The following is a 24,976-nucleotide window of genomic DNA, read 5'->3' as shown; positions in this document are numbered from 1 at the left end:
ATGATAGTAAATACATACTATTAAGATTAGATTATATAAATACAGCAAAGTTAAGTTATCATAGTAAAGGAAAAAGAAGATTGATAAATAATAAAGTAGAATGATAAAGGGGTAAAAATTATGATTACAGGATACGGACTTTTGATAGCATTTGTTATATCTATAGGAATTTTACTTGTATCGATTATTAAATTTAAAGTAAATCCATTTTTGGCATTACTTATAACATCGATAATTACAGGTTTTATGGTTAGAATGCCTATAAATGAAATTTCGACTACAATATCGACTGGTTTTGGAAATACATTAGGAAGTATAGGTATTGTAATTGGACTTGGAATAATATTTGGAAATATTCTTTCAGAGTCAAGAGCTACAGAATCTATTGCAAAGGGTTTGTTAGCTAAAACAGGAGAAAAAAATAGTGCATTAGCTGTAACTACAGCAGGATTTTTAATTTCAATTCCAGTTTTTATGGATGCAGCTTTCGTTATAATGATGCCTATAATTAAGTATGTTTCAAGAGTTACTAAGAAATCTCTAATGGTATTTGTATGTGCATTAGGTGTTGGGACTATAGTAGGACATGCACTTGTAATACCTACACCAGGACCTTTGGCAGTTGCAGCAAATGTAAATGCGAATGTAGGTAGTTTTATACTGTATTCTATAATTGTCGCTTTTCCAGCTGCTATTGTGGGTGGATGGCTTTATGGAAAACGTTTTGAAAAATATCCGTCTTATGCAATTGATGAGAATGATAGAGAAAAAAATTTAGAACAGGGAGAAGATAGTATCAAGCTTGAAAATGATAAATCTTCTGAAGTACCAGGTTTTGGAGTTTCTATGTTCTCTTTATTATTTCCAATACTTCTTATACTTGTATCAAATGTATTTAGTATGTTTGTGGAAAAAGGTTCTAAAATTAGTGGAATACTTGCATTTATAGGAGATAAAAACATAGCAATACTTCTTGGAATATTAGTGGCAATAGTATTTTTAAAGAAATACATAAGTAAACCTATGGGAGATGTTGTTATCGAAGCTGCTGATTCAGCAGGTTTAATACTATTAATAACAGGCTCAGGGGGAGCGTTTGGTAGTGTTATAAATGCCAGTGGTATAGGTAATTTCTTAGTTGACACTATGTCTGGTCTTAGTATATCAGTTGTAGTACTTGGATTCTTATTAAGTGCACTACTTAGGATTTCTCAGGGTTCTGCTACTGTAGCCTTAGTAACTACATCATCAATTTTAGGGCCTACAATTTTGGCAACTGGTATGTCACCAGTTTTAGTAGGGCTTGCTATATGTGCTGGTGGCGTTGGTTTTTCTCTTCCAAATGATTCTGGGTTCTGGGTACTTTCAAGATTTAGTGGATTATCAGTTAAAGATACTTTGAATTCTTGGACAATTGGAGGAACTATTGCTGGTGTTGTAGCATTTATAATGGTTTTATTACTTAGTGTTATAAATGGAATTATACCACTTCCAGGATTATAAATAATAAACTATTGAGTTATATTATATAAGTTATACTCAGATTATATAAATTACATAAAGGGGAGTTTTAAATGAGAGAGGTAAAACCAATTAGCATAGACATACTTAATACTTTTAAAGAAGTAGACGAGGATAAATTAAATGAACTTCTTGCAAATGAACTTAAAAATTTAGACAGAAAAATAATCGTATTAGATGATGACCCAACAGGTGTACAAACTGTTCATGATGTCTCTGTTTATACTGATTGGGATAAGGATAGTATAGAGCAAGGTTTTAATGAACAAAATAGCATGTTTTTCATACTTACTAATTCAAGAGGATTTACTGTTAATCAAACTACAAAAGTACATAGAGAAATATCAAAAAATATTGTGGCTGTATCCAAAAAAACTAATAAGGACTTTATAATTATAAGTCGTAGTGATTCTACAATGAGAGGGCATTATCCTCTAGAAACTGATTTGTTAAAAAGTGAAGTAGAAAAATTATCCGATAAGTTATTTGATGGCGAAATAGTAATGCCATTTTTCAAAGAAGGTGGCAGATTCACTATAGATAATATACATTATGTTAAAGAAGAAGAGATACTTGTACCAGCAGGAATGACTGAATTTGCAAAAGACAAGTCTTTTGGTTACAAATCTTCTGATATAGGTGAGTGGTGTGAAGAAAAGACAAATGGAAAGTACAAGTCTAATGATATGATATACATTTCTTCTGAAGAGCTTAGAGAGCTAAAGATTGAAGCTATAACAGAAAAACTTAAAATGGTTAAAGGATTCAATAAAGTCATTGTAAATGCAACTGACTATGTAGATGTAAAGGTATTTGCAATTGCATTTATACGTGCAGTAAATAGTGGTAAGGAGTTTATGTTTAGAAGTGCTGCTGCCATAACAAAGGTGCTTGGAGGCGTGAGTGATAAAGCATTGCTTACTAAGGATGAGTTAGTTTCAAAAGATAATACCAATGGAGGAATTATACTTGTTGGCTCACATGTAAATAAGACTACTCAACAATTAGAAGAGCTTAGAAATTGTAAATACCCAATAGAATTTATAGAGTTTAATCAACATTTAGTTCTACAAGAAAATGGCTTAAAAAATGAAGTAAAAAGGGTTATACAAGTTGTAGAAGAAAAAATAAGTAGTGGAAAAACCGTTGCTGTTTATACTAGACGAGAGCGTTTTGACTTAGATACAAATGATAAAGATAAACAACTTATGATTTCTGTAGAGATATCAGATGCTGTTACAAGTATAATTGGTATGCTTAATGTAAGACCTAATTTCATCATAGCTAAAGGTGGGATTACATCTAGTGATGTTGGTACTAAAGCACTTAAAGTAAAAAAAGCTACAGTAATGGGACAAATAAAACCTGGTATACCAGTATGGATGACAGGGAAAGAAAGCAAATTCCCTAATATGCCATATATAATTTTCCCTGGCAATGTTGGAGAAGTCAGTACACTTAAAGAATCTGTTGAGATACTGATGGGTTAGAACATTAATGGATTAGAGTATTTAGAGTATAAATATTTAGATTTATTGATTAAAAATGAATAAGCTAAAATTAATATCTAAAAAATAATAGTACATTAAGCAGTAAGGTTTAGAGTATTTATCAAAAATATTCTAAACCTTACTCTTATTTGTTAGTGTTTTTATTATTAAGTTTATATGATGTTTATTACACTATTTATCTTTTTTTATTGATTTAATGTCTTCTTTGATTTTATTTAAAATATCCTTATGTTTATTAGAGCTTATATTAGGGAATGCTTTGATAATACGTCTATGAAGTAATTTGTGGTTAGACAATAAATTATTAAGTTTATTTTTAAGCTCATCAATGCGGTTTCTAGCATAACGATAGTTTTCTTTTTCCTTAAGTATTTCAAATCTATCTTCTAAAGTCTCAAGTCTATTTTCAACCAAAGATTCGAGTTTGCTTTCAATAGTTTCCTGTGTAATAAGTTTGTAGTATTCCTTTTTATCTTTTAATTCTTTAATTATAAGATTGATTTGTTTTAGTTTGCCATTTAATTGTAAGATTGTATGTACTGTAATTACTAAATCTAAAACAAAATAAACTTCTATAGATATAGCCAGTATAAGTAGTATATTTTTAGGTATAGAGTTTATGAAATCAACTACAATAGGATGTACTATAAGCATTACAATTAATGATAATACACCAAACATAAGTGAGTTTTCTAGACAAACTCTGCCATTAATATTAAATTTATGCTTAGAATAATCCCACCAAGTCATATTAAATATTTTTTCTAATACAAAGCTTGTAAGATATTCCATTACACTAGTTATAATTATACTAAATAAAAATAACAAGGGAATATTGCGCACAAAAGGAGTCAAGGTAGCAACTATCGCTAACGCTCCAAATCCATATATAGGGCAAAATGGTCCATTTAAAAATCCTCTATTTACAAATTGCTTTTGTAAAATTGAACAATATGTAGTCTCACAACACCATCCTATAAAACTATAAATTACAAAATAAAGAAATTGAATATAAAATATACTCATAAGCACCTCATTTCTAGTTAATATAATACTATATACTTGATATTTTATTTTTATGACTAATTTATTTAAAATTCAATTTACATATTGATTATACCAATTTATAGGAATTTATCAAATTTAATTACAGTTATAATATTATATATGATTATAATAATGAGATTTTATTTAAAATAAATAAGGGTGTCAAGTATAATCAAACTAATAGTTGTAGATACTCTACACTATGTTAGTTTAATCATATTTGACACCCTTATATTTATTTATATTATGATTGTTTACATTTGAAGCTAGAACAACATGTTTCAACATAAAGATTTACTCTATCAGTTTCAGGAGCAACCAATATATTATCAAGTGTACATAAGCTACCATCTTTATTGTATTTGCAAGTTTTTACACTACACACTAATTCTTCACAATTTCTATTATTAACATTACTTGATAGATTACTATAAATAGATTCGTCTAAAAATGAACTACAACAAGTATGTCTATCATTGTGAGCTTGCTCACCATTTATAAAAATTTTATCTGCATAACATATATGGCTGTTATTATGTGAGCAGTTAGTTACATTACAGTTTATTCTTTCCAAAGTTATTACCTCCTAAACGATTATTTACTATAAATTATGTCCATATAATTACAAGAATATAACCTTTAAGAGAAAACTCTCTTTTATAAAATATCTATTCTTAGAGTAATTTGATATGTAAATATATTTTCTTCTAAAATTTACCTAAATTGTATAAAAACTTACAGCTTGGAGAAAATAATAGTAAAAGGAGGCGTAATCAATGTTTGAAAAGAAGAAAAAAGAATTATTTCCTTGGAAAATATCTGCCTTAATACTAGTTGGAGTATTTGTATTAAGTAGTGGAGTTTATATAGGGACAAGATTAAAACATAATGGAGTTCAAACTGGTGAAGTTGTAAGTACTAGTGCGAATATGAATGAAAAGTCAAAAGAAGCTTTTGGATTAAATAAAAATTGTGAAGTTTGGCTTCAAAGTGAAGGCGAAAATGAAACTAATTATAAGAGAACACTTACAATGGCTGGGATAGTTCCAGAATCATTATTAGATAAGACAAAATCAGAAATAGTATCATATTTTAAAAAAGAGTATCCAAGTAAAAAAATAAAGAGTATGGATAAAAACGAAATCATATTGGTAGAATCTAAATATAGTGATAATAAAGATGTACAAGCAATGAATGCCACTATAAAAGGGAAGTATACGATTGAAAATGATAATGGAAATATAGCATTATATAAATATGATAGTAGTGGAAATAAAACATTAGTAGAAAAAACAAAAATAAGAGTAGATTCACTTCCTAAGACAGTTCAAGATGAAATCAAAAAAGGTGTAGTTATGGATACTGAAGAAGATGCTTATTCAAGATTGGAAGACTTTGCAAGTTAATACTAAGTAAGTTAATATTAAAATTGTAGTCACATTTAATTCCTATAAAATACCATAATTTATTTGTACTAAATATAAAAGTTATACTGAAGTAAAATCTTGCTTTGGTATGACTTTTTTACTTTATTTTATATTTTACATATACCATTTTATGATTTGTTAATATTATTTATGGTATAATGATTTAGAACATAAGTTTTTATGAGAAATACATTTTGGTATTTCTTTTATTTTTAGGGGGAATTTTAAAAAATGATAATATTGGGGATTGACCCAGGTATAGCTATAGTTGGATATGGTATAGTTGAATACAAAAATAGCAAGTTTAAGGTAATAGATTATGGAGCAGTGACAACACCTGCACACATGAATATATCGAGAAGATTAGAACTTGTATATAAAGGAATTGATACAATCGTAAAGAATTACAATATAGATGAAGTTGGAATGGAAGAATTATTCTTTAACAAGAATGTAAAAACAGCTATAACAGTTGCACAAGCTAGAGGTGTTACTATGCTTGCATGTGCTCATAATGGGAAACCAGTGTATGAATACACTCCACTTCAAGTAAAACAAGGTGTAGTTGGATATGGAAGAGCAGATAAGGCACAAGTTCAACAGATGGTAACTTCATTTTTGAGTTTAAAAAAGGTTCCAAAACCAGATGATGTTGCAGATGCTTTAGCTGTGGCTATTTGTCATGCTCATTCAAATAAACTTGAAAAAACTCTAAAGAATATAGGTGGTAAGTATGTATAGTTATATAAAAGGTACAATAGAAGAGATTTATATAGACAATATAGTTATTGAAAATAATGGTATAGGATATAAGATAAATGTGTCATCCAATACAATCATGAATTTAAAAGTGGGAGAGGCTACAAAAATATATACTAAGTTAATTGTGAGAGAAGATGATATGAGTCTTTGTGGTTTTGTAAGTAGGGAGGAACTTAAGATGTTTGAGTTACTTACATCTGTATCTAAGATAGGACCTAAAGTGGCACTTTCAATACTATCATTTGCATCACCAGCACAGTTAGGAGCTTATATTTTAAGTGAAGATATTGGAAAATTATCCAAAGCTCCTGGTGTTGGGAAAAAGACAGCAGAGAGAATTGTCTTAGAACTTAAAGATAAAGTAGATAAAAATAATATAGACTTTGAACCAACATTATTATCACAAAAACCTACTTTCATATCTCAAGATGAATCTATAGATGCACTTGTAGCTTTGGGGTATACCTTAGCCGAATCAAAAGATGCAGTTCAAAAGTGTAAAAAGGATGGTATGGATACAGAAGCCATTATAAAGAAAGCACTTACATATATAATGAGTAAATCTTTGAAATAACATTTAAACTTTAAAATAATATTTAGAGTATGAATGTAGATTTCAAAATATCAAAGTAGATTTCCAAAAGTACGAGAGGAGGGGTATAAATGCAAGGTTTTGAAGATGAAAATAGAATAATAACTTCTACAATGAAGACAGAAGATATAGATATAGAAAATAGTCTAAGACCAAAGACTCTAGAAGATTATTTGGGGCAAGAAAAATCCAAAGAGCAACTTAGCATATTTATAGAGGCAGCTAAATCAAGAAATGAGCAGTTAGACCATGTGCTTTTATATGGACCACCAGGTCTTGGAAAAACTACACTAGCTAGTATAATAGCTAATGAGATGGGTGTAAATTTGAGGATTACGTCGGGTCCTGCAATAGAAAGAGCTGGGGATTTGGCAGCTATACTTACAAACTTAAATGAAAATGATGTTTTATTTATAGATGAGATACACAGAATCAATAGAAGTGTTGAAGAAGTTTTGTATCCAGCAATGGAAGACTTTTGTTTAGACATAATAATAGGAAAAGGACCATCTGCAAGAAGTATAAGACTTGACCTTCCTAAATTTACACTTATTGGAGCTACAACAAGAGCTGGTATGCTTACAAATCCACTTAGAGATAGATTTGGTGTTATTTGTAAATTGGATTACTATACAGTTGATGAGCTTTCAAAAATAGTACTTAGGTCATCAAATATCTTAGATGCAGAGATACAATCTAATGGAGCCTTAGAGCTTGCAAAACGTTCAAGAGGGACTCCAAGAATAGCAAATAGATTACTAAAAAGAGTCAGAGATTTTGCACAAGTTAGAGCTGATGGAAAAATAACTGATGAGGTAGCAAAAGATGCACTAGAACTTTTAGGTGTTGACAATTTGGGGCTTGATTTTGTAGATGAGAAGCTTCTTATGACTATAATAGAAAAATTTAGAGGGGGACCAGTAGGTCTTGATACATTAGCAGCTTCTATTGGCGAAGATAGAAACACAATAGAAGATGTATATGAGCCATATTTACTTCAGCTTGGATTTATAAATAGAGGTCCTAGAGGGAGAGTAGCCATGCCATTAGCTTATGAACACTTAAAAATTCCATATCCTAATGAAAAATAAAAATAGATTATATAAATATTTATAAAATAGAATAGTCATTAAATTGAAATATTTCTAAAATGGCTAAAAATTCAAACATATCCACAAAATGGTAATTATAACTGTAGATACTGTGGATAAATACGATAAAAATTGTGTGTACTGTATCTATATATTGTGGATAAGACGTATATATCGTGGAAAAATATCTATATATTGTGGATATGATGTATGCTAAAAAGAGCAATTTCTTGATAGATTATGGTAATATTGTGGAAAATAAGTTGTTTTTTTGATATTATTGTAGCTAGAGAAATTTTAAGAGAGGAAGTTTAACATTGAAAACAAGTGATTTTAAATTTGACTTACCACAGGAACTTATAGCTCAAGTTCCTATAGAAGATAGAGCTAGTTCAAGATTGATGGTACTGGATAAAGAGACAGGAAATGTTGAGCATAAAGTCTTTAGAGATGTAATAGAATATTTAAATCCAGGGGATTGTTTAGTCTTAAATAATACTAGAGTTATACCAGCTAGATTAATAGGAGAGAAGCTTGAAACTGGAGGAAAAATTGAATTTTTATTATTAAAAAGAACAGAGGAAGATACTTGGCAAGCTCTAGTAAAACCAGGAAAAAGAGCAAAAGTAGGTACTAAATTTTCTTTTGGAAATGGAAAGTTGATTGGAGAAGTTGTAGATTTATCAGACGAAGGTTCAAGAATTATAAAGTTCCATTACGATGGGATTTTTGAAGAAATCTTGGATGAACTTGGAAATATGCCACTACCTCCATATATAACTGCTAGATTGGATGAAAAAGAGAGATACCAAACTGTTTATTCAAAGCACAATGGTTCAGCAGCAGCACCTACAGCAGGATTACACTTTACAGAAGAACTATTAAATAAAATAAAAGAAAAAGGTGTGGATATAGCCTTTGTAACTTTACATGTTGGTTTAGGAACTTTTAGACCAGTAAAAGTAGATGATGTTTTAAATCATAAGATGCATTCAGAATATTATATGGTTAGTCAAGAAGCAGCTGACAAAATAAATAGAGCAAAAGAAAGTGGAAATAATGTAATATGTGTTGGTACTACTAGTTGCAGAACTATAGAGTCAGCCTGTAATGAAAATGGAAAGATGGAAGAAACTAGCGGATGGACAGAGATATTTATATATCCAGGTTATAAGTTTAAAGTTCTAGATAAGCTTATTACTAATTTTCATTTACCAGAGTCTACATTAATAATGCTAGTAAGTGCTATTTGTGGAAAAGATAATGTTTTAAATGCATATAATGAGGCAGTAAAAGAAAGATATAGATTCTTCAGTTTTGGAGATGCTATGATTATAAAGTAGGGAGGTAATTGATGCATAGTTTACAAAAACAAAAAAAGAATAACCCTATATTAAAGATTGCTTTTATATTTGAACGTGTGTTAGCAGTGGTGGTTCTAATAGCTGTATTTCTAGGAACAATAGATGTGTTAAGACTTATGTGGGGAGCATATATAGTTGACTTTCAAAATCCAGTACAATACAGTCAGCTTAATGACTTCTTAGCACAAATATTACTTCTAGTGATAGGTGTTGAACTTGTAGTAATGCTATCACTTCATATACCAGGAGCATTTATTGAGGCACTACTTTATGCTATAGCTAGAAAAATGTTGTTACTTCCTAAAAATGAAGGAATGATAGATGTTTTAATAGGTGTTATAGCTATTGCAGGACTTTTTGCTATAAAAAAGTTTTTAGTAACAAAAGACAAGAGTGCACTTAATATAATGAGTATACATGATGAAGAAGCAATTAAAGAACAACAGGATAAAGACGATAAAGATAAATCTATTTAGAAAATCTATTAGACGAATAGATTATTACACAGATATCTTAAGAAATAATGAGAAATAAATATTATTAAGGAGAACTTTATGTACGCAGTAAGATACGAATTGATAAAAACTTGCAAACAGAGTGGTGCAAGGTTAGGAAGATTACACACTCCACATGGGATAATAGAAACGCCAATATTTATGCCAGTTGGAACTCAAGCAACTGTCAAATCTATGACACCAGAAGAACTAAAAGAGATTGGTTCACAAATAATACTTAGCAACACATACCATTTATATATGAGACCAGGTCATGAACTTATAAAAAGAGCAGGTGGTCTTCATAAGTTTATGAACTGGGATAAGCCAATACTTACAGATAGTGGAGGATTCCAAGTATTTAGCTTAGGACCTTTAAGAAAGATAAAAGAAGAAGGTGTAGAATTTAGGTCACATTTAGATGGTTCAAAACATTTTCTAACTCCAGAAAAAGCTATGGAAATACAAAATGCATTGGGGTCAGATATAATGATGGCCTTTGATGAGTGTGCGCCATACCCAGCAGATAGAGAGTATGTAAAGAATTCATTAGAAAGAACAACAAGATGGTTAAAAAGATGTAAAGATGCCCATAATAATACAGACAAGCAAGCTTTATTTGGTATAATACAAGGTGGGATGTATAAAGATTTAAGAGAGCAATCAGCAAAAGAAATAACTAGTATTGATTTACCAGGATATGCTGTTGGTGGACTTAGTGTTGGAGAGCCAAAGCCACTTATGTATGATGTATTAGAACATACAACTCCATTTATGCCAAAAGATAAACCAAGATATCTAATGGGAGTTGGTAGCCCAGATGATTTAGTGGAAGGTGTTATAAGAGGTATTGACATGTTTGATTGTGTTTTACCTACTCGTATTGCTAGAAATGGGACTGCAATGACTAGTCAAGGGAAGGTTGTAGTTAGAAATGCAACTTATGCTGAAGACTTTACTCCACTTGACCCTGAATGTGATTGCTACGCTTGTAAAAACTATTCAAGAGCTTATATAAGACATCTTATAAAAGCAAATGAAATATTGGGTGCAAGATTAATAACTACTCATAATCTTCACTTTTTATTAAATTTAATGAAGCAAATAAGACAGGCGATAATGGAAGATAGATTACTTGATTTTAGAAATGAATTTTTTGTAAAATATGGGTATGAAATATAGGTTTTGCACTATTAATTATAATCATTTTAATATATAATATTCAATAGTACTCAAAGCTAAAGAAAGTAGATTGTTATATAAATATTTATTATAATTTACAAAAGAGTATAATTTACAAAGGAGTGAAAAATTAATGCCACAGCAACAAATAATGATGAGTGTAGGTCTATGGGTAGTAGTAATAGCAATCTTTTATTTCCTAATGATTAGACCTCAAAAGAAAAAAGACAAACAATTAAAAGAAATGAGAAGTAGCCTAGGTGTAGGAGACAAGGTCGTTACAATAGGTGGAATAGTAGCTAGTGTAGCTAAAGTTGAAGATGATGTTGTAATACTAGAATTAGGACCAAATAGAACTAAAGTTCCATTTGAAAAATGGGCTATAGGGACAGTTCAATCTAGAAAAGAAGAAATAGAAGAACAGTAAAATAGTAATTTAAAAGCCTTTTCTCGAATATATATTAATTTGAGAGGAGGTTTTTTTATGGGAAAATCTAATTATATTTTTAAAGGTCTAGGGTATGCGTATATAATAACTTTGGCTGTTTTATTAGTGTATAACTTATTTTTGACATTTACAGATATTGGTGGAGATAATATAACTATGGTTGCATCATTTATAACTACCATTTCTGCAGCTATAGGTGGTTTTTATACTTCAAAACACATGAAAGAAAAAGGTCTTGTGTATGGACTTTTAGTTGGACTTTTGTACATAGTATGTATTTTTTTAACTGTGTTTTTAGCACAAGAAAAGTTTGTGTTTGAAGTAGGAATGATTTATAAGTTATTGTTAATATCAGCAGCGGGAGGTATTGGAGGCGTATTGGGTGTCAACTTTAAATAGAGTTTATATTAGAGTAGTTTTGTGATATAATCAATAGGAAACAATTAGAAATGGAGGCGTTGAAAATGGAAAATAAACATGTAAAAACTTTATCTCAAGCTACTTTAAAGCAAAGTGCTGCAAAAGGTGGATGTGGAGAGTGTCAAACTTCTTGTCAATCAGCTTGTAAAACTTCTTGTACAGTTGCAAATCAAGAGTGTGAAAGATAGAAAATTATTGACTTAGTTATTTTCAAGAGGATACTTTAAAATGATTCTATTATCATTATGAGGTATCCTTTTTTGTTTTACAATGATTATTGTGATAAATAGTAGTCTTAAACTTTGTAAAATAGTATTAAATTAGTGGTATATATTTAATTTAAGTATAAAGGATTAATTAGCAAAAATTAGTATAATAGTATGCTCAAAATATAAATTTTTATACGTCGATTTTTAAAAATTGAGTTAGTAAATTATGTAAACACATAAAATATATTGAAAAATAATATTATATATAATATTATTTATATGTGGGAAATACGAATATAAAAAAATCAAAAAATAATATTCGGAGGACATAAATATGTTAAGCAACAAGAAGAGAAGTATGGCAATAGTAATGGCAGGAGCCACAGTTATGAGTGCAGCAGCACCAATATTTGCAGACAACACTGTGTCAGAAAATGTTGATAAAAGTTACACAGTAAGTGCGAAAGATTCTACTAAATTAATTGAAGAAGTTAGAAAAGCATTAGAGATTAAATTTGAAGAGACAAAAGCAGGAGCAAATGTAAATGATAGAGTTTACGATATAAAAGTTGACAATGTAAATTTAACTAATGCAACTCAATTACAAAACAAAATAAATGCATTAGTAGAAGGACAAAGTTTAAAAGTTACTATACAAGACAAAGGTCATCAAACTCTAGGCGGAAAAGTAGTCGACTATAAAATTGAAAATTACAAAACAGCTCAAGAAATAGTAGATGCAGTTAATGCTTTCAATGCAACTTTAGCAGAAGATTCTGATAGCAAATTAACAGCAACAATAAAATCTACAAGTTCAGTTGAAGTAAAAAGAGCGAAAGATTCAAAAAATGTTATTACTATAAATGTGGGAGACCAACACTTAGATTTCTCAAAACAAATAATATCAGAAGAAAGTACTTTTGAAGGCTATGAAAAGAAATATAGTGATATAGAATCAAAAGAATTACATACAATAACAGTTAAAAATGCAGATTTACAAGATATATCAGCAGAAGATTTATTCGATGGAGTTAGATTAACTACATCAGGAAGACAAATAGTTAATAAGGTTAAAAATGGATATTCTTTAACATTTGAAAATGTAGCAATACTTACTCAAGAGCAAGAAGATAGTGATGATAAAGATAAGCCAGAAAAATCAAGCTTTGATATGATTTTAAGCAAGACAAATGAAAAGCCAGAAACAATGAGTATATCAAGCAAAAACCATAAGTTAGTAAGAGATTTACACAAAGTATTAACTGATGTTAAAGATGGAAAAGAATTAAAGGTAGAAGTTTTATCTGGAGATTCAAGATTTACAACAGCAGTAGAGGTTAGCAAAGAGAGATTTAATGATGGAGCAGCAGAAGCAATAATCTTAGTTGGAGAAGATGCTATAGTTGATGGATTGGCATCAGCACCACTTGCATCTCAAAAAAATGCACCAATACTATTATCAAAGAAAGATTCATTACCATCAGAAATAGAAGCTGAGATATTAAGAGTACTTGGAAGCAACTTATCTTCTAAGAAAATATATATAGTAGGTGGAGAATCTAAAATATCAAAAGAAACTGAAGAAAAACTTGCTAAGTTAGGTGTAAGTAAAGTTGAAAGAGTTTCTGGAGAAGATAGATTTGAGACTTCTTTAGAAATAGCAAAACAATTAAAAGATACATTTAAGACTGCTTTCGTAGTAGGTGGAAATGGAGAAGCAGATGCTATGAGTATATCTGCTAGAGCTGCTCAATTTGGTGCTCCAATAATAGTTACAGGTAACGAATTGGATGCTAAGGCTGAGAAGTTATTAAATGGAAAAGAATTAGAAATAGTTGGTGGAGAGAACTCTGTATCAAAAGACGTTGAAGATAAATTAGTTGAAATAGATTTAAATAATAAAGTTGAAAGATTAGCAGGAGAAAACAGAAAAGACACTAATGCTAAAGTAATCAACAAGTACTATGCAGGAGCAACTAAAGCATATGTTGCAAAAGATGGTTATGTAGGTGGAAATGGACAATTGGTTGATGCACTTACAGCAGCACCACTTGCAGCTAGTGCAAAGGCACCAATAATATTAACTACAGAAGAACTTTCTAAGTCACAAGAAGAAGTAGTTGAATTAAGACTTAAGAATACTACTAAGTTAGTACAAATAGGTGAAGGAATAGCTAAAAATGCTATTGAGAAAATAGCAGAAAAAATAAACTTATTTACTAGAAACTAATAGTATATAAAATTTAAATTTGTAAGTTTATTTAGATAATGTTTAGCTAAGTAAGATATAATATAGATAATAAATAAGTATAAACAATTAAAATAGAAATAATGACAAGATGGTATCTTAAAATAAGTTGGGATACCATCTTTTTATTGTTTTTGATTATTATATCTTGTAGTCAATGTATCTTAAGATGTCTATTTAAAAAACTTTGTACATAAGAAAGTTTATAGAAAATAAATACTTATTAAATTATATTGTTTTGAGTGTATAACTTAATAAAACTTTTGAGACTATCACTTAATTAAAGAAAATAAGTTATAATGTTTTGAATTTATGAATAATAAAAACTTTAATTATATTGTTTGAGTTAGATGGATAACTATGGTATCATATATAAAATATGGTAACAAAATTGTAACTTTTTATTAAGTCTAAGTAAAATCAATATAACAAAATTATAAAAATTAATATTGGGGGTAAAAAAATATGAAGAATAGTAGAAAGATATTTGCTATAGGACTTACACTATTTTTAGTAATGGTAAATACTCCTAGAGTAAATGCGCTCACATCAGTTGAACAAATAAAAGGAACTGACAGATATGAGACAGCAGCAAAAATAGCAGACAAACAAAACTACAATACAGCAATACTAATCAATTCGGATAATAGCTTGTCAGATGGCTTGAGTGCAAGTGGTTTAGCAGGAGCATTAAACGCACCTATTTTAATGACAAAACAAAATCAAATCCCAAATACTACTATGGAAAGATTAAACAAAGCAAATACTATATATATAATAGGTTCAGAATCGACAATAAGTAAAAATGTTGAAAATCAGTTACTATCTAAAAAGAAGGTTGTACAAAGAATATTTGGTGAGAATAGATTTGATACAAGCATAAAAATAGCTGAAAAAATCAAAGAAATCAAACCAATAGATAAAGTAATTATAGCTAATGGAATTACAGGAGAAGCAGATGCAATAAGTGCATCACCAGTAGCAGCAAGAGATGGAGTACCTATAATACTTACAGATGGAAACAGTGTAGGATTTGATACAACAGGTCTAAAAAGTTATGCACTTGGTTCTAGTGAGATAATAAGTGATGAACTGGTTAAGAGTACAAATTCTGTTAGATTGGGTGGGACAGATAGATTTGATACCAATAAGAGAGTTATACAAGAATTCTATAAAAACAGTAAAGAATTTTATTTAAGTAAAGGTATGCAACTAACTGATGCATTGGCAGCTTCTACAATAGCAAAAAATGCTCCTGTAGTTTTAGTTGAAAATGGTAGCAACAAGAGTATTTTAAGTGGTGCAGATAAATTGACTGTACTAGGAGGAATAAATCAAAATGTCATCAAGCAATGTATAAATCAAACTTCACCAAACCAACAAGGATTGTACTATAATCCAAATGATAAAGTATTTAAGGATAGGATAAAGGGAAAAATATATGCTCTTACAAAACAATACAGAAAAGAGAATGGAGTAAGAGAGTTATCTGTAGCAAGTAGATTAGAAGGTCTAGCAAATGACTGGTCTAATTTAATGGCAAATAAAAAGACTTTATCTCACACTATAAATGGTAAAAATTCGTATTCTACTTTTTTGAAGTATCTAGATTGGAGTGAGATTAAGCCTGGATACATTTCTGTTCAAGGGGAAAACATAATTAAGTATAAAATCCCAGATAAGCCTGTATATACGAATAGAGATGCAGATGATATAGGAAACTTTATTTTTAATGAGTGGAAGACAAATCCTGAGGAAGGTACAAATATGTTACATAAGGGATATGAAATAATGGGATTTGGATTAACTATGACAGGTGATAAGACTATATATGCAACACATGAGTTTTATGGAAGATATAAAGAATAGGTGTTTATAGAGATTTAAATACTTTGATAATAATATATAGATAAGCGCTGGAAATATGTAATAAGATAATAATTAGAAAATAACATATAAGTAATGTATTTATAATGATAAAGAATATTTATATTAACATAATAATATAAATATTCTTTTTTTGTATTTTAACATAAAAAAATTGTATTAAAAAGTTTAAATATAGTATAAAATGGGTATAAAAGCATTGAAAATTAAATGGCAAAATTAGGGAAATCTAATGACGCAAAACTATAGGGATTAAAGCTTATAAAGCCATATCAGCCAGTTGCTAAAAAGAGCAAGTTCTTTTTATTTATAATAAAGATTCTCTTTGAGTGTCTTTTTTTATTGTCTGAAACTATAGCATTTAAATTCATGGAAAATTAAAGATTTATTGAGGGAGGATTGTTATTTCATGAAAAAGGCAATATCTTGTGTACTAGCAGTGTCCATGTGTAGTGCACCATTGAATGTTTTTGCAGAGCCTATATTAGAGGGGAAACTAAGGGCAGTTGAAAAATCAGTTACAGAAAAGCTAAAGGGGAATCTAGAAGTGGATTTAAATTTTTCACTTCCAATCAAAAATAATGAATCAGAAAGTATAACTGATATACAGCTACAATTAAAAGATGGTAGTAATAATAGTGGGATAATAAAACTTGGAGGTAAAAATTCAGGAAGTATAAATATAGGAACAGATACTATAGAATATACTATCAAAAAATTATCTGCAAATAGAAGTGAAATAAAAGAAAAAGATGAAAATATATCATATTACAATATTATGTTCAGCAATTTACCTGTTGGAAAATACAAGGTAGAAGTCTCTGGAAGTGGATTTAAGAATAAAGAAGTTAAAGATATTGATATATCAAGTTATTCTCAAAGGGTTTTATTAAGTAATAGAGCAAGTGTAGATAATAAAAATAAACCTTTGAACTATGAACTATTTTTAATGGGTGATGTAAATGGAGACGGAAAAGTAGATAAAAATGATTATAATGAAGTTTTAGAAAACATAGATTCAAATAAAAAAGAATATGATTTAAATAGAGATGGGAAGGTAGATATTGCTGACTTAGACTATGTACATAAAAATCTAGGGCAAAATGAAAATGCAAATAGTCTAGAAAGTATAGTACCGACCAATCCTATAGTAGATACAAGTAAAGTAACATTAGAAGAAAATAGTGATACAAATATTCAGGGTACTGTAGAAGATTTGTTTAGTGGAGAAAACAATGGAGTTACAATATCTCCAGCAAATAAAGATGATAAAATATCAGAAGAAAAACCGGCAGTGATGGATATAGCTTTATCAGAAGCTCTTGATATGGAAGTCATAAATATTAAAGCTCCTGAAGGGAGTGCTCCAGCAAAAGGAATAGTTGAGATTACAGATAAAGATGGTAATGTTCAAGAGATTCCTTATGAAAATAAAGAGTATGTAAAAACTTTAAAAGAGGAACAGCAAGAAGAAGTAAATAATAAAGAAGAAAATACAGAGCAATCTGATAATAACTCAGATAATACTCAAGAAGAAAAAAATGATAAAGAAGAATCAAATTCTAATACAAATGAACAAGAAAACAATGATAAAGAAAGTTCATCAACTGATAAATCTGATTTAGACAAAGATACACCAAAAGAAGATAATAATATTAGTAAAGATGATAACTCTACGACATCTACATATAGTAGGTCAGCTTTAGAAACATATGCAGATGTTCAAAATAGCGATATAGTGATAAATCTTGGCAAACAAGTAGCAGTGAAAAAGATAACTATAAAAATAACAGCTACAACTGCTAATGATAGAAATCTTGCAGAAATATCTAAAGTTGAGTTTTTAAATAATGTTTATAAAGAAATACCAAAGCCAGAAATGAATATACCAAAAATTAATAAAATAGCAACTAGTACTGCTGTTGGAAATGAAAAGGTATCTTTTTATTGGAACAATGAAGTAAATGTATCTGCATATGAACTTATATTAGATACGATTGATAGTAAAGGTAAAGTATTATCAACTAAAAAATTACAAACTAGCAAAAATACTATAGAAGTTAGAGATATAGAAGCATATGGATTATATAGAGTTAGCATACAATCTTTAAATGGAGATTGGTCTAGTGGATACAAAGATGCAACATCAGAGAATTTAGATGGAGTACCAGAAAATGTAGACTCAAACTATAAGCCAATACAATTTAGTCCAGATAGTATATTAGAATTTCAAGTTGTTCCAGATACAAAACCAGAGCCACCAGAAGGCATAAGCATTAAAGGAAGATTTAAAGCTCTTGATGTAAGTTGGAAAAATCATAAACAAGCTAAAGATTTTGATTTATATTACAGAGAAAAAGGTTCTAATGGCTCTTGGATAAAATACAATGATAAGCTTATTCGTGGAACAAGTTCAAAAATAGAAGGGCTTAAGGATAATACAACATATGAAGTTAGAATGACAGCTACTAACCACTTGGGAACTAGTGGAATGTCTAAGATATATCTAGGCACAACTGAAAGTGTAGATGCACCAACAACGCCTAACTACAGATTGATTAATACTCCTAAATCTGATGCTGGATTTGGAATACCAACTAATCATATAGTTGATGTCACTTATCCAGCTAAATATGATGCAAGTGAATATAGTGATAAAAATCCATTTGATAAATTTAATATAGTAGATGGAGACTTTACAACACATTGGACTTTCTCAGAATACAATGCTGCTGAGGGAACAAATAGAGGGCCAGTCATAACCTTTGATAAAGCATATACTATGGATACTTTTATGGCTACACCTAGATTTGATGTTTCTGATAAGACAATAAACGACTTTGAGATACGCTATTGGGATGAAAATGGTCAATTACATAATTTAGGCGATGTACCTTTTGAAACAAAGACAGACCCTGTAAATAATAATAAATACGTAATGGTTAGATTAAAAGAACCAATAAACGCGACTAAGATACAAGTTAGTGTCTGCTCATCTTATTCATATAAATCTAATATATCAGAGCTTAAATTCTATGAGTATGACAGTATAGAAAAAGAGGTAAGAGACTTATTTACAGACGATTTACAAGTTGAATTAAAAGAAGGTATAACTCAAGAAAAAATAACAGAACTAAAAGATAGACTTAATACTCCAGATACAGCAAGTGGAGAATATCATCCATATAAAACTGTTATAGAAAGAGAATTAAAATTAGCTCAAGACTTATATAATGATAGAGCAAAACTTACTGATGTGACTACTGTTAATCAAGATATAAATGTATCAGGAAAATATAAAGATAAGAGTGGAAAATATACTGTTAAGTCGAATAACTTAGGTATGGGAAATGACTGGCAGGCATTGGGTGTAGCTGCTAGAGCTGGAGATGAAATTACGATATATGTTGGAAGTAAAAGTGGTAAGACTCCGAAGTTAATATATACACAATATTATGGAGAGTCTGGAGCATATAAGAGTGGGGAAATAAATCTTAGCACTGGTAAAAATGTAATTCAGCTGAGTAAGCTTCATAGCTTAGATGCAGAACGTGGAGGAAGCTTATATATAAGATACCCTTATGATACTCCAAGTGGTGGAGATATAAAAGTGCGTGTAGCAGGAGCTACTAAGATACCACACCTTAACTTAAATGGAATGATAAACGACAATAGCCCTGAGGGTGTTTCTAAATCTAAAGAAAAAATAAAAACTTATATAGAAGAATTAGCTAAATATAAGGATGAGATAAAAGGAGAACCATACTATCCAGGAACAAATATTGGTAATTCATATGGATATTCAGAAACAACAGGTGTATTAAATACTACTGATATTGAAAGTGACAAAGTGACATTAAATGTTCCAGCAACAGCTGTATATCAAGGAATATCAAAAGGAAACTCTGATTTAAATACACAAGTAGATAGACTATATAATAGTATGCTTGCATGGGAACAAATTATGGATTTAATATACTCTGAAAGAGGAGTATTTAAGACACAAGATTTAGATGGTAATGGAACTATAGATGATAATGAGTTTAATATAACTAAAAATGATATGGCTCCAAAATCTCGTATGAACATAAAATATCAAAGAATGTTTATTGGAGCATTTATGTATGCTTCTGGTCTACATGTAGGAGTGGAATACGGTTCAGTTCCAGGGCTTATGAATGGAGTACCTTTCCAAATAGATGCTAATGGAAAAGCTAGTGGAGGAAGTTTATTTGGATGGGGAATAGGTCATGAGATAGGGCATGTTACAGATATAGGTAAGATGACATATAGTGAGACTAGTAACAATGTACTTGCATTACTTGCTCAGACATTTGATGATAACACACATTCAAGACTTGAAGGTTCTATAATGGATAAGATATATGAACATGTTACTTCAAATAGTTTGGGAATACCAAGTAACGTATTTGAAAGACTTGGAATGTTATGGCAATTACATTTAGCATATGATGATGATTTTACTGGTTCAATGTTAAAGAATAATTCAGATGCTGATTTAGGTAATGATTCATTCTATGCTAAAATTTCTAGAAAATATAGAGCACTTTCAAGTGATGACCCGATAAATAACTTACCAAAAGACCAAATGCTAGTTGCTATGGCATCAAGTGTTGTTGAAAAAGATTTAAGAGACTACTTTAAGGCATGGGGAGTAGAGATTACACCAGAGTTAAACAGTGTAATGGATGGTAAGAAGTTTGAAAAAGAGACTAGAAAGATACAGTATGTAAATGATGAGGCTAGAAGAAAGATTTTAAATGAAAACATATCTAACATGGCAGAAGATACTAAGGTAAGTGCTAGTTTTACTGATGGAGTGCAAAGTGGCTCTTTAGTTAAATCTAATAAGATATCTATAGATTTAGATGTTGATAAAGATAAAGATAAAATATTGGGATATGAAATAATAAGAAGTGATGGAAACTACTTAGATGGAGAAAATGGAACTCAAGTAAAATACAGAACAGTAGGTTTTGTGGATGCAAAAGGAAATAGTAAAGCTCAATTTACTGACAATATATCTCCTCTTAATAACAGAGCATTTACATATAAAGTAGTTGCATATGACTATCACTTAAAGCCAACAGCCGAGTTTGAAGTTGGTACTGTAAAATTATCTGATGAAGGAAAAATTAATAAGTCAGCATGGTCATTTATAACAAATACTGTTTCTGATGGTGATATTAGAACTGAAAATGACTCACATGGACCACTACAAAATCCTGAAATTGATAATATAAAGGATAATGATGCAAGCACTACTTATAAAGGAAAGAGAATTAGTAAAGCTGAATGGAACAAAGACCCACAAAAAGACCCAGATATAAATGTAGAAGAAAATCCATATATAATAGTAGATATGAAAGAGACATTACCTATAGTTGGATTAAAGTATACAAAACCAAAGACAGAAGCTAGAAAGTTTTCACTAAAAGGACTGTTTAGTCTTAGAAAGGATACTAGCACAACATACAGTCCATTGACTACTTACAAGATACAAGTAAGTAATGATAAAAAAACTTGGGAAGATGTGAGTCAAGGAACTTTTGAATACGGACAAGACTTAGTTGGTGGAGGAAAAGACCAAGATAATGAAGCTAGAGTTACATTTAACAAAGATGGTAATCTTTGGACATATCAAGCTAGATATGTAAAATTAATATCTAACAATAAGTCTAATATAGAAGTTGCAGAGCTTGATGTAATAGGGCCTCCAGGTGATAATATAGAGATTGGAACAGTGAATAGTGCAGACCAAACTCGTACTAATGGAATTGGAAAGTTAGCAGAGGATTATATTTATCAAAGCGATGACCCTAATACAAATGAAGATGAAACAGCTAAGATTCCAGCAGGTTCAATAGTAATTACAGGGGAATATAGTGGAAATCCAGCATTTAACTTACCATTACTTGTAGATAAAAATAATAAAACTATCTCTGGAGAAGCTCTTTTATTTGCAGAGGTGCCAAAAAATGGACAATTAGGTGAGATAAGCAAAGGCACATGGGTTTATTATATGCCAAAAGAAGACTTCAACTCTTTAAGTGATAAGGTTAAGGCAGAACTTTATAGATACAATGACCTTCAGGGAGATACTCCAGTAGGTCAAAGATTTGTAAGTGATACAATGTATGTACCTGTTGAAGCTAAAACTTATGATGAGTTAAAGACTATAAGTCTTACTGATAGTAATAGTAAAGCTAGAAAGGCTACAAGAGGTATTATTGATGTGAGTGATAAGAAGGTAGTTACTGTAAATAATAGAATAAAGAGCAATATTGTCAGAGACAAATAGTATGTGAAAGTTTGAAAAAACCTAGATAGCAGTGTGATATTGGGTATTTTGTGTGAGTAGTTACTAAAAAGTTTTAAAAAAGCAATTTGTCAAAAATAAAGCATATATAATGTAACTATAAATTTAGGGTAATTTATAAATTAAATATAAGAAGCTAGATGGATAAAGGATTTTATTCATCTAGCTGATGATAGATAAGGACGGGTGTTAATGAGTAAAGGAAAATCTTTTATAAGAACTATTGCAGTGTCGAGTATGGCAGTAGCTATAACTGGAAGTGCGACATGTGCATATGCTGCTCCAGTGTTGCAAGGGACAAAGACATATGAAAAGGTGAATACTATAGATATTTCTGTGGAATCAGTAGAGAATATAGTGTATTCGTTTCAAGCTAGTATAAAGGTGCAAGGTGAGGTTGAAGTAATAGATAATGAACCAGGTCAAAAGATTAAGTGGTCTGACAATATATCAAAGCAGATAAAAAGTGGAAATGCTAATGCTAGTTATGTACCAACATATGATAAAACAAGTAATACAACTACATTGGATATATATGTAACATCAAGTGAGAATCTTTTGGATGGAAATACATTAAATATAGGAAAAATATCAGTAAAGAAATCTAGTGGAAATACAAATATAACATATAAGATTGTAGGAAATGGTACAGATAGTAAACCTGCATTAAAAATTGTAACTTATAATAGTAAAACTATAGACTTTAAAAATATAACTTCTAGTGATGGAGAAAGTTTTAGTATTGTTGAGGAGAATGAGATTAAACCAACTGGAGGTAGTGGAGCTAGTAAAGTTGACCCAGAAAAGTATGAAATTAGTCAAGGAGATGCTTTAGAATATCTAATAAATAATTTTGGTACAAGTTACTATCTTGTAAATAGTACAATAGAAGAAAATAGTTCAGATTTAATCACAAAACTTGAACTATCTCAGAAAAGAACAAAACTTAGAAAAGCCATAGCAAATAAATATGTGGAAATAAAAACTCCTAAATCTTTAAAATCTATAGTTGAAAGTGAACTATCAAAACTAGATGCAAATTCGACTACATCTGGAGGTTCAAATAATACAGATAATAGTTCAGGTGGAACTTCTGGAGGAAATTCAGGTGGTGGAAGTTCGAGTAATTCTGCATCTAATGTAATGGTAAAAAAATTAAAAGGCTCAGATAGATTTGAGACAGCAGTTAAAATTTCTCAAAGTGGTTGGGAAAAATCAGATACAGTTGTGATAGTAAATGGAGAAGATAAAAGTATGGTGGATGGGCTTACAGCCACGCCACTTGCTAGTGTAAAAAATTCACCAATTCTTTTATCTTCAAATGACAAGTTTCCTCAAAAAACAGTAGAAGAGATAAAAAGATTAAATCCATCAAAAGTGATTGTAATAGGTGGAAATAATTCTATGCCAAATGCAGTGATTGAATCAATTAAGGCTATAAATTCAAAAATATCAGTACAAAGAATAGGTGGAGATACAAGATATCAGACTTCTATTAATATAGCAAAAGAAATTGATAAGACAAATAATGTAAGCAAGTTGTATATAGGAGCAGGAAATGGAGAAGCTGATTCATTGTCAATAGCATCATTAGCTGGAAAGGAAAAAACTCCAATAGTGCTTACACAAAAAGATGGTGTAGATAATGAAGCTGAACAATTTATTAAATCAAATAAGGTTTCAAATATATACTTTATTGGTGGAGTGGAAAAAATATCTAATAAAGCCATTGAACAAGTTGGGAAAATAGTGGACAAAGATATATCAAAAAATAGAGTTGCAGGGCAAAGTAGACAAGAAACAAATGCAAAAGTAATAGATAAATTCTATTCTCAATCAAAACTTGATGGAGTTGTAGTTGCTAATCAAGATAAGCTTATAGATGCTTTAGCAGTTGGTCCATTGGCAGCTAAGAATAATTCGCCAGTTGTACTTGCTACAAACACGTTAGATAAATCACAAGAAATTTCATTGAAAAATAAAAATTCATCTAAGTTATTTGAGATAGGTGGAGGAATAGCTTCATCTGTAGTAGATAAGATTAAGAGTTTAATTGAATCAAAATAAATATCAAATTAAATATAAATAAGTAAGTTTAAAATAAGAATGTATTTAGATATAAATCATATGTCTAAGTACATTCTTATTTTTATTTATATCATCTTAATAATATTATAGTGAAATATGTGTGATAATTTAAGTAAAATTAAATTTATCTTATGAAATGATGCGGATTATTTTTATTGATGAAATATATTTTATAAACATTAAAAATATAACTAGAGAGAGTTTTTAAATTTTTAATAAAATAAAATATTAATATATAGACGGGATATATTTATATAAGATATACTTTATAATATACAAAAAATAACAAAATAATTAAAAAAAGGTAAAAATAATATAAATATAAAATATAAAAATCATCAGGGG

19 protein-coding genes and 1 riboswitch are annotated in these 24,976 nt (G+C 29.7%); of the genes, 17 read left to right on the top strand and 2 right to left on the bottom strand.

Annotated elements, in window-relative coordinates; all coding sequences use genetic code 11:
• The first annotated feature begins 120 nt into the window (after positions 1-120).
• On the top strand, positions 121-1,503 hold the full coding sequence (locus ACTG48_RS16015) for a GntP family permease (RefSeq protein ID WP_479917360.1): 1,383 nt from the start codon (positions 121-123) through the stop codon (positions 1,501-1,503).
• A 71-nt stretch (positions 1,504-1,574) separates the two neighbouring features.
• Complete coding sequence (locus ACTG48_RS16010; RefSeq protein ID WP_479917359.1) at positions 1,575-3,011, top strand: four-carbon acid sugar kinase family protein; 1,437 nt, start codon at positions 1,575-1,577, stop codon at positions 3,009-3,011.
• A 192-nt stretch (positions 3,012-3,203) separates the two neighbouring features.
• Here ACTG48_RS16010 and ACTG48_RS16005 read toward each other — a convergent pair whose 3' ends face one another.
• Together ACTG48_RS16005 and ACTG48_RS16000 are read right to left on the bottom strand one after the other, a co-directional pair.
• On the bottom strand, positions 3,204-4,058 hold the full coding sequence (locus ACTG48_RS16005; protein WP_479917358.1) for a putative ABC transporter permease: 855 nt from the start codon (positions 4,056-4,058) through the stop codon (positions 3,204-3,206).
• Positions 4,059-4,323: 265 nt separating this feature from the next.
• Positions 4,324-4,653 carry a DUF1540 domain-containing protein gene (locus ACTG48_RS16000; RefSeq protein WP_021385749.1) on the bottom strand — a complete coding sequence of 110 codons (330 nt, stop codon included), beginning with the start codon at positions 4,651-4,653 and terminating at the stop codon, positions 4,324-4,326.
• 202 nt (positions 4,654-4,855) lie between these two features.
• Here ACTG48_RS16000 and ACTG48_RS15995 point away from each other — a divergent pair, with 202 nt between their 5' ends.
• The 15 genes from ACTG48_RS15995 to ACTG48_RS15925 all read left to right on the top strand — a co-directional run bounded on the left by ACTG48_RS15995 (position 4,856) and on the right by ACTG48_RS15925 (position 24,610).
• Positions 4,856-5,485: a hypothetical protein gene (locus tag ACTG48_RS15995; protein WP_479917357.1), complete on the top strand. Its 630-nt coding sequence runs from the start codon at positions 4,856-4,858 to the stop codon at positions 5,483-5,485.
• A gap of 252 nt (positions 5,486-5,737) precedes the next feature.
• On the top strand, positions 5,738-6,247 hold the full coding sequence (gene ruvC / locus ACTG48_RS15990) for a crossover junction endodeoxyribonuclease RuvC (protein ID WP_021385741.1): 510 nt from the start codon (positions 5,738-5,740) through the stop codon (positions 6,245-6,247).
• Positions 6,240-6,842, top strand: coding sequence for a Holliday junction branch migration protein RuvA (gene ruvA, locus ACTG48_RS15985; protein ID WP_479917356.1), 603 nt, complete (start codon positions 6,240-6,242; stop codon positions 6,840-6,842). The genes ruvC and ruvA overlap by 8 nt, the downstream gene beginning before the upstream one ends.
• An 89-nt stretch (positions 6,843-6,931) precedes the next feature.
• Positions 6,932-7,951, top strand: coding sequence for a Holliday junction branch migration DNA helicase RuvB (gene ruvB, locus ACTG48_RS15980; RefSeq protein ID WP_021385734.1), 1,020 nt, complete (start codon positions 6,932-6,934; stop codon positions 7,949-7,951).
• A gap of 88 nt (positions 7,952-8,039) precedes the next feature.
• Positions 8,040-8,168, top strand: coding sequence for a hypothetical protein (locus tag ACTG48_RS15975; protein ID WP_021385751.1), 129 nt, complete (start codon positions 8,040-8,042; stop codon positions 8,166-8,168).
• A 100-nt stretch (positions 8,169-8,268) separates the two neighbouring features.
• A complete protein-coding gene (queA, locus tag ACTG48_RS15970; RefSeq protein ID WP_021385755.1) occupies positions 8,269-9,294 on the top strand; it encodes a tRNA preQ1(34) S-adenosylmethionine ribosyltransferase-isomerase QueA in 1,026 nt (341 codons plus the stop codon).
• 11 nt (positions 9,295-9,305) lie between these two features.
• Complete coding sequence (locus ACTG48_RS15965; protein WP_021385759.1) at positions 9,306-9,791, top strand: phosphate-starvation-inducible PsiE family protein; 486 nt, start codon at positions 9,306-9,308, stop codon at positions 9,789-9,791.
• Between the two features lie 78 nt (positions 9,792-9,869).
• Entirely contained in the window at positions 9,870-10,991 is a 1,122-nt protein-coding gene (gene tgt / locus ACTG48_RS15960) for a tRNA guanosine(34) transglycosylase Tgt (protein ID WP_479917355.1), read from the top strand.
• A gap of 133 nt (positions 10,992-11,124) precedes the next feature.
• Positions 11,125-11,418, top strand: coding sequence for a preprotein translocase subunit YajC (yajC, locus tag ACTG48_RS15955; protein ID WP_479917354.1), 294 nt, complete (start codon positions 11,125-11,127; stop codon positions 11,416-11,418).
• Positions 11,419-11,475: 57 nt separating this feature from the next.
• Positions 11,476-11,838 carry a TIGR04086 family membrane protein gene (locus tag ACTG48_RS15950; RefSeq protein ID WP_021385745.1) on the top strand — a complete coding sequence of 121 codons (363 nt, stop codon included), beginning with the start codon at positions 11,476-11,478 and terminating at the stop codon, positions 11,836-11,838.
• Between the two features lie 65 nt (positions 11,839-11,903).
• A complete protein-coding gene (gene scfA / locus ACTG48_RS15945; protein ID WP_009891067.1) occupies positions 11,904-12,047 on the top strand; it encodes a six-cysteine ranthipeptide SCIFF in 144 nt (47 codons plus the stop codon).
• 355 nt (positions 12,048-12,402) lie between these two features.
• Positions 12,403-14,298 (top strand): cell wall-binding repeat-containing protein, encoded by a 1,896-nt coding sequence (locus tag ACTG48_RS15940; RefSeq protein WP_479917353.1) that lies wholly within the window; start codon positions 12,403-12,405, stop codon positions 14,296-14,298.
• Positions 14,299-14,781: 483 nt separating this feature from the next.
• Complete coding sequence (locus tag ACTG48_RS15935) at positions 14,782-16,185, top strand: cell wall-binding protein Cwp9 (protein ID WP_479917352.1); 1,404 nt, start codon at positions 14,782-14,784, stop codon at positions 16,183-16,185.
• A 220-nt stretch (positions 16,186-16,405) separates the two neighbouring features.
• Positions 16,406-16,491: riboswitch (cyclic di-GMP riboswitch) on the top strand.
• 121 nt (positions 16,492-16,612) lie between these two features.
• Entirely contained in the window at positions 16,613-22,525 is a 5,913-nt protein-coding gene (locus ACTG48_RS15930; protein ID WP_479917351.1) for a M60 family metallopeptidase, read from the top strand.
• 210 nt (positions 22,526-22,735) lie between these two features.
• Complete coding sequence (locus ACTG48_RS15925; RefSeq protein ID WP_479917350.1) at positions 22,736-24,610, top strand: cell wall-binding repeat-containing protein; 1,875 nt, start codon at positions 22,736-22,738, stop codon at positions 24,608-24,610.
• The last annotated feature ends 366 nt before the right edge of the window (positions 24,611-24,976 follow it).

The sequence above is a fragment of the Clostridioides sp. LIBA-6822 genome (assembly GCF_056688955.1).
Note: the sequence above shows the minus strand (reverse complement) of the source record. Positions and strands in the feature narration are given on the sequence as shown.